This window comes from Flavonifractor sp. An82 (assembly GCF_002159265.1).
GTDB lineage: Bacteria > Bacillota > Clostridia > Oscillospirales > Oscillospiraceae > Flavonifractor.
The window spans coordinates 59737-66869 of the sequence record NZ_NFHG01000019.1; the positions used below are offsets into that span (position 1 = coordinate 59737).

Genomic DNA, 7133 nt, shown 5'->3' on the forward strand with positions numbered 1-7133 from the left:
CGTGAAAAGCGACGTTTTTTATGGCCGGGATTAAGAAAGGAGTGCTCCTGTGATCAAATAGATTTTCTAAAAGGGGTGCTGCATTATTTTTATGCAGTAACCCCTTTTATTGAATGCTTTATGCACTGGTCCTTGACAAACTACGCTACTTATCTTATTATAACAGTGTTATATAGCGCTGTTATATGGAGGGAGACACATGGAAGAAAAGTCTACCGCCACGCTGGAAAAAATCCAGCGGGCTGCCATAGAGGAATTCTCGGAGAAAGGCTTTCAGGGTGCCTCTCTGCGGCAGATTGTGAAGCAGGCTGGTGTCACCACCGGCGCATTTTACGGCTATTTCTCCAGCAAAGAGGCGCTCTTTGCATCCATTGTGGAGCCCCATGCCGCTGCACTGATGGGCCGTTTCATGGAGGCCCAGACCTCCTTTGCCGAGCTGCCAGAGCAGGAACAGCCGGAACACATGGGGCTGGAGTCCAGTCAATGTGTGCATTGGATGGTGGACTACATCTGTGACCACCGGGAGCAGGTAAAGCTGCTGCTGTGTAAAGCCGAGGGCACCAGCTACGAGCATTTTGTCCACAACATGGTGGAAGTTGAGGTGGAGTATACGCTCCAGTACCTGGGGGTTCTGCACCGTCTGGGGCATGGATGCCCCCAGCTAGATGCACAGCTGTGTCACATCATTGCCAGCGGAATGTTTAACGGCATTTTCGAGATCGTCGTCCACGATATGCCCAAGGAGCAGGCCGTGCGGTATGTGGACCAGCTGCGGGATTTTTACACTGCTGGGTGGATGAAGCTGATCGGCCAGTCATGAGCCGCACCATTTTCCAGTAAGATCGGGGCTGCGCCCCCTTCTTTTTACAACGGTGGTTAGCAATAACTAACCCGAAAAGGAGGAATATTTGTGAAGCAAAAGAAGCAAAACGCTCTGACCGTCCTGCTGGGATATGCAGGCAGCCACCGGCGGCTCACCTTTCTGGGGTTGGGGCTGTCGGCGGTGTCCATGGTGTGCAGCATGATCCCGTACCTCTGCATCTGGCTGGCAGCACGGGATCTGATCGCCGTGGCGCCGGACTGGACGCAGGCCCGGAGCGTGACGGACTACGGCTGGATCGCCTTCGCTTTCGCGGTGGGCGGCATCCTCATCTACTTCCTGGGTCTGATGTGCACCCATCTGGCGGCGTTCCGCACGGCGTCCAACATCCGTAAACAGGGCATGGCACATGTGATGCAGGCGCCGTTGGGCTATTTTGACGCCAACGCCTCCGGTTTGATCCGCAGCCGGCTGGATGCGGCGGCGGCCGACACCGAGACGCTGCTGGCCCACAATCTGGCGGACATCGTGGGCACAATCACCCTGTTTCTCGCCATGCTGGTGCTGATGTTCGTATTTGACTGGCGTATGGGCGCGGCCTGCCTGCTGGCGGCGGTGATCTCCATCCTTGCTATGTTCAGCATGATGGGCGGCAAGAACGCCGGGCTGATGGCGGAATACCAGGCGGCCCAGGATCGTATGACCAAATCTGGCACAGAATATGTGCGCGGTATCCCGGTGGTCAAGATCTTCCAGCAGACTGTGTACTCTTTCAAGGCATTCCAGCAGGCCATTGAGGACTACAGCACCAAGGCGGAGCACTATCAAGGTGATGTGTGCCGCGTACCGCAGTCCATCAACCTGACCTTTACTGAGGGCGCCTTTCTGTTTTTGGTGCCGGTGGTGCTGTTCCTGGCTCCCGGCGCGCTGGCTTCCGGTGATTTTGCGGGGTTTGTCACAAATTTCGCCTTCTACGCTGTATTCTCCGCCATCATTTCCACCGCGCTGGCCAAAATCATGTTTGCGGCTTCCGGAATGATGCTGGCTGACACCGCTCTGGGCCGCTTCCAGCCGGTCATGGACGCGCCGACGCTGGCGGTGCCTGAGCATCCCCAGACACCCAAGGACAATCGGGTGGTCTTCCGGGATGTGAGCTTTACCTACGATGGCGCGCAATCTCCCGCCCTGTCCCATGTTTCCTTCACCGCCGAGCCCGGACAGACAGTGGCGCTGGTAGGGCCTTCAGGCGGGGGCAAAACCACAGCTGCCAGCCTGATCCCCCGGTTCTGGGACGCAGACACCGGCACTGTCGAAGTGGGCGGCGTGGATGTACGCCAGATTGATCCCCATGTGTTGATGGATCAGGTCGCTTTTGTGTTTCAGAACAACCGTCTGTTCAAGGACAGCATTCTGGAAAATGTCCGGGCTGCCTGCCCAGACGCCAGCCGTGAGCAGGTGCTGGCTGCCCTGGAAGCCGCACAGTGCGGCGACATTCTGGAAAAGCTGCCCCAGGGACTGGATACCGTGATCGGAACCGAAGGGACCTATCTTTCCGGCGGCGAGGCCCAGCGCATCGCGCTGGCACGGGCCATTTTGAAGGATGCACCCATCGTGGTGCTGGATGAAGCCACCGCTTTCGCCGACCCGGAAAATGAAGCCCTGATCCAGAAAGCCTTCGCACGGCTTACAAAGGACCGCACCGTCATTATGATCGCACACCGGCTCTCCACGGTGGTGGGTGCGGACAAGATCCTGGTGCTGGAGGGTGGCCGGGTGACAGAGCAGGGCTCCCACGGGGAGCTGATCGCGGCAGGCGGATTGTACACCCGGATGTGGGCCGACTACAATCAGGCGATCCAATGGAAAATGGAAAGCGGCAAGGAGGGGAAATAAATGTTTGGAGCAAAATTTCAGCGGAAATATGCCCTGACGGATCAGGGTGTACAGAACACCAAAAAGGGCACCTTCTGGACGGTGGTCGTCAATCTGGTGGTCATGGGCGGAGTCAGCATCCTGTACCTTGTGATGTCCGACCTGATGGCGTCTCTGACCGACGGTGTCTCCCTGACCGACTCCCTGCCTGTACTGGCCGGACTTTTGGTGTTTGCGCTGCTTTCCTTTCTCACCCATCTCCAGCAGTACAAAGCCACCTATGGCCTTGTGTACGGTGAGGTGAAAGCCACCCGGCTGCGGCTGGCGGAGCGGCTGCGTAAGCTGCCTCTTGGATTTTTTGGCAAGCGGGATTTGGCCGACCTGACGGAGACCCTGATGGGCGATGTCAACCGCATGGAACATGTCTGGAGCCATGTGCTGGGCTACTTGTACGGCTCCTACATTTCCACCGCCGTGATCGCAGTCTGCCTGCTCTGGTATGACTGGCGGCTGACGATTGCTTGTCTTTGGGGAGTGCCGGTAGCATTTGGCCTGCTGTTTGGAAGCCGGAAGCTCACCGAACGCCAGGCCGAGCAGACCAAGCGCGCCGCCGTGCGGGTTTCGGATGGGATGCAGGAGGCGCTGGAAAATGTGCGGGAGATCCGTGCCACCAATCAGGAAGAGCGGTATCTTGCAGGATTGTACCGGAAGATCGACGACCATGAACGGATCATGATTCGCGGCGAGCTGGTCACCGGCCTGTTCGTCAACGGGGCCAGCGTTATCATGCGGCTGGGCGTGGCGACCACGATCCTTACGGGCGCGGGGCTGATTTTGTCCGGACAGATCGACTTCATGCTGCTGTTCTTGTTCCTCATGGTCATTACCCGGATCTATGCCCCCTTTGATCAGAGCCTTGCGCTGATTGCCGAGCTGTTTGTCTCCCAGGTGTCGGCAGACCGGATGAACGCACTGTTTGACACCCCGATTGCCGAAGGGGCGGAAACCTTTCATCCCAAGGGACACGACATCGTATTTGACCATGTGGAGTTTGCCTATGACAAAAAGGCCGTCCTGCACGATGTCAGCTTTACTGCAAAGGAAGGCGAGATCACCGCGCTGGTGGGCCCCTCCGGCTCCGGCAAAAGCACCTGCGCCCGGCTGGCCGCCCGCCTGTGGGATATCACCGGGGGCGCTATCAAAGTGGGCGGAGTGGATATTTCCACCGTGGACCCAGAGGTGCTGCTGACCGATTATTCCATGGTTTTTCAGGATGTGGTGCTGTTTGACGACACGGTGATGGAAAACATCCGCCTGGGCAGGCGCGGCGCCTCCGACGCAGAGGTGATGGCCGCGGCCAAAGCCGCCAACTGCGAGGAGTTTGTCAGCAAACTGCCACAGGGCTATCAGACGCCCATCGGAGAAAACGGCGCCAAGCTCTCCGGCGGCGAGCGGCAGCGCATCTCCATCGCCCGGGCGCTGCTCAAGGACGCGCCCATCGTATTGCTGGATGAGGCCACTGCCTCCCTGGATGTGGAAAACGAGACCAAGGTGCAGGCGGCGCTCTCCCGGCTGCTGACCGGCAAGACGGTGCTGGTCATTGCCCACCGGATGCGCACTGTGGCCGGGGCGGATCATATCGTAGTGCTGAAAGATGGCCGTGTGGAGCAGCAGGGTTCCCCGCAGGAGCTGATGGCGGAAGGCGGACTGTTCCGGCATATGGTAGAGCTACAGACTGAAAGCGCCCAGTGGCAGTTGAGTGGGGCAAGGCCATAATTCTTTGTACAATAGAAATGAGAGAAGTCCACAGTTCCGGATACAAAGAACTGTGGGCTTCTTTCTGGGCTGAAAGTCTGCGTTAATCGCCATCAGGTAACGAAAGCCGCGCCCTGCGATGGATACCCAGCAGTGGATAGCCGAGGTGCCGGACAAAGACCACCGCGAATTCGTTTTGATTTTCGCAGCCTACTTACGTTGTAATTTCTGCCTTTCGCAACTCACTACTTTGCAGCAATTCTGCTGCTCGGTGCAATCTGTTTCATTTCGGAGGATCCATATGATGCCTCGATGGAAACATATCGTTCCCATCTGGTGTTGGACTTTTTCATGATTAAAAGAGAGCCAAAGTAAGCCTTGCGAAAATAATACATAGCTGATACACTTCTGGTTAGCGGAAACTAATCCGATAAAGGAGGATATCATGGTACGATTTAATCAACGGGCGGAGGCAGCCCGGCAGGCAGATGAAAACTTGCTGAAAGCCATGCTGCTGCTGCAGCTGCAGCGGGGCAGCGTATATGTCAGTGACCTGGCGGAGGAGCTGGGGATGAACCTGTCCACGACCTATTCGGCAGTGGGAAAGCTGGCGGAAAACGGCTATATTCATCCTCTGGATGCCAAGCGGGGCGGGCGGCGTTCCAATAAGCAGGCCCTGTATTTTAAGCCGGACGGGGAGGCACTTGCCCAGAAGATCCTGGAGCGGCACCAGATCATTCAGGGATGGCTGATTCGGCTGGGCGTGCCAGTAGAGGAGGCTGACGAGGAAGCCTGCCACATCGAGCACGGCATCACTGATAATACCGTGTCGTTGATCCAGGGCCATGTAAAGATGGCTACTCAGGTCATGGGCGAAACGGCCTGTGCGCCGGAGGTCATGGAGGAGATGCGCCAGCGCATGGCGGAGGGGCGAGAGAATCTGGCATTGACGGCCAGCGAGAAAATGCGTCATACCATTGAGCGCCTGGGTGGCATGGAGGGCATCCAGCGAATGAGCAGCCTGGTGGCCCGGGCGGGAGGTGAGGAGCGCCTGCGGGGCCTGCTGGACACGGCGGAGCAGCTGGGAGGCGTGGAACAGCTGATCCGGAGCCGGGAAGAGATTCAGGAGCTGCAGGATACAGCCCGTTCCCGAGGGGGCGTGGAGGGCCTGAAAAAGACGCTCCAGATCTATGACCGGTCCGGCGGCATGGAGAAGATCAATCAACTGGCTGCCTGGGAGAAGAAAACGGGCGGACTGGATCAGCTGGAGCGTACCATGGAGCTGGAAAAGAAGCTTGGGGGAAAAGATACGGTAAAAAAGCTTTTGTCGCTCTCTCAACGCATGGGGGGCGTGGAAAAAATGCTGGAAATCCTGGAACAGGAGCGAAAAATATGGATTCGACTGTTCGAATCGACCGGAAATTGAAAGCCGTGAATACCTGGGAGAATAGCATTCTTGCAAGTCGAATATTTATGTCAAAAAAATACTGAAAATTCCGTTGACAACAGGAAAAACAGTGGATAAAATACAGGTGCAAAGGATAAACATTCCTTTTTGCCAAATCGCTTATTTGATTTGGCGGGGATGATAAGCAACACCGCACCCAGCCATTTGACGGCTGGGAATATTTCGAGATAAGGGTTAGCATAGACTAACCTCCTTTGCGTGAGAGATGGTCTGTGCCTCTTTTAGGAGGTGGAGATACCAGCCGCCCGGAGGCGGCAGGAGAAAAGCAAGCCGGAGCCTCCGGCGGAATACAGAAAGGAGCGTTACACGTGTGTAAGAAAAGAGGAAGGGAGCGGATGTTATGAAAAAACTGTATCAGCGCATCCTGTCCATGGGGTTGAGTCTGTGCATGCTGTTTAGCATGGCAGTCACAGCCGGGGCGGTAGAGACTGCTGGTATTACGGTATCGGTGTCCGAAGTCACGGAAGTTGGTGCATCTCTGACGATTGAAAATACCAGCGGAGAGACCGGAACTTACCCGGTGGCTTACTACATGGTGAAGCAGGCCGGAGAGGATGCTCCGGATGCAGAGACCTTGAAGTCCAGCGGAACCCAGACTACGGATAATGGTTTTACTATGGGCAGCACCACCAGCACCGCTGTTTCCGTTACCGGCCTGACTGCCGGAACAGAATACGTGGCGTATGCGGTTGTCTACCATGCGAAAAACCAGAGTTTCAGCAGTGTCGCAAGTGCGGAATTCACCACAGTGACTGCCGGACCTAAAGGAGTCGCTCTATCTGTTGGCGAGATCACAGAAGAAAGTGTTTCTTTGACGATTGAAAATACCAGCGGAGAGACCGGAACTTACCCGGTGGCTTACTACATGGTGAAGCAGGCAGGCGAGGGTGCTCCAGATGAGGAGACCTTGAAGTCCAGCGGAACCCAGACTACGGATAGTGGTTTTACTATGGGCAGCAGCACCAGCACCGCTGTTTCCATTACCGGCCTGACTGCCGGAACAGAATACGTGGCGTATGCGGTTGTCTACCATGCGAAAAACCAGAGTTTCAGCAGTGTCGCAAGTGCGGAATTCACCACAGTGACCGCCGAACCTAAAGGAATCGCCTTATCTGTTGGCGAGATCACAGAAGAAAGTGTTTCTTTGACGATTGAAAATACCAGCGGAGAGACCGGAACTTACCCGGTGGCTTACTACATGGTGAAGCAGGCAGGCGA

The 7133-nt window shown here is 56.3% G+C and carries 5 protein-coding genes; all 5 read left to right on the forward strand.

The window, feature by feature from the left end:
• Nucleotides 1-199 precede the first annotated feature (199 nt).
• Nucleotides 200-820, forward strand: coding sequence for a TetR/AcrR family transcriptional regulator (locus B5G34_RS15330; RefSeq protein WP_087339473.1), 621 nt, complete (start codon nucleotides 200-202; stop codon nucleotides 818-820).
• A gap of 90 nt (nucleotides 821-910) precedes the next feature.
• Nucleotides 911-2713 carry an ABC transporter ATP-binding protein gene (locus B5G34_RS15335; RefSeq protein ID WP_087339476.1) on the forward strand — a complete coding sequence of 601 codons (1803 nt, stop codon included), beginning with the start codon at nucleotides 911-913 and terminating at the stop codon, nucleotides 2711-2713.
• Nucleotides 2714-4468 (forward strand): ABC transporter ATP-binding protein, encoded by a 1755-nt coding sequence (locus tag B5G34_RS15340; protein ID WP_087339479.1) that lies wholly within the window; start codon nucleotides 2714-2716, stop codon nucleotides 4466-4468.
• A 424-nt stretch (nucleotides 4469-4892) separates the two neighbouring features.
• Nucleotides 4893-5873: an iron dependent repressor, metal binding and dimerization domain protein gene (locus B5G34_RS19450; protein WP_087339482.1), complete on the forward strand. Its 981-nt coding sequence runs from the start codon at nucleotides 4893-4895 to the stop codon at nucleotides 5871-5873.
• Between the two features lie 382 nt (nucleotides 5874-6255).
• Nucleotides 6256-7133 (forward strand): fibronectin type III domain-containing protein (locus B5G34_RS15350; protein ID WP_140397271.1); only part of this gene is annotated, 878 nt, incomplete at its 3' end.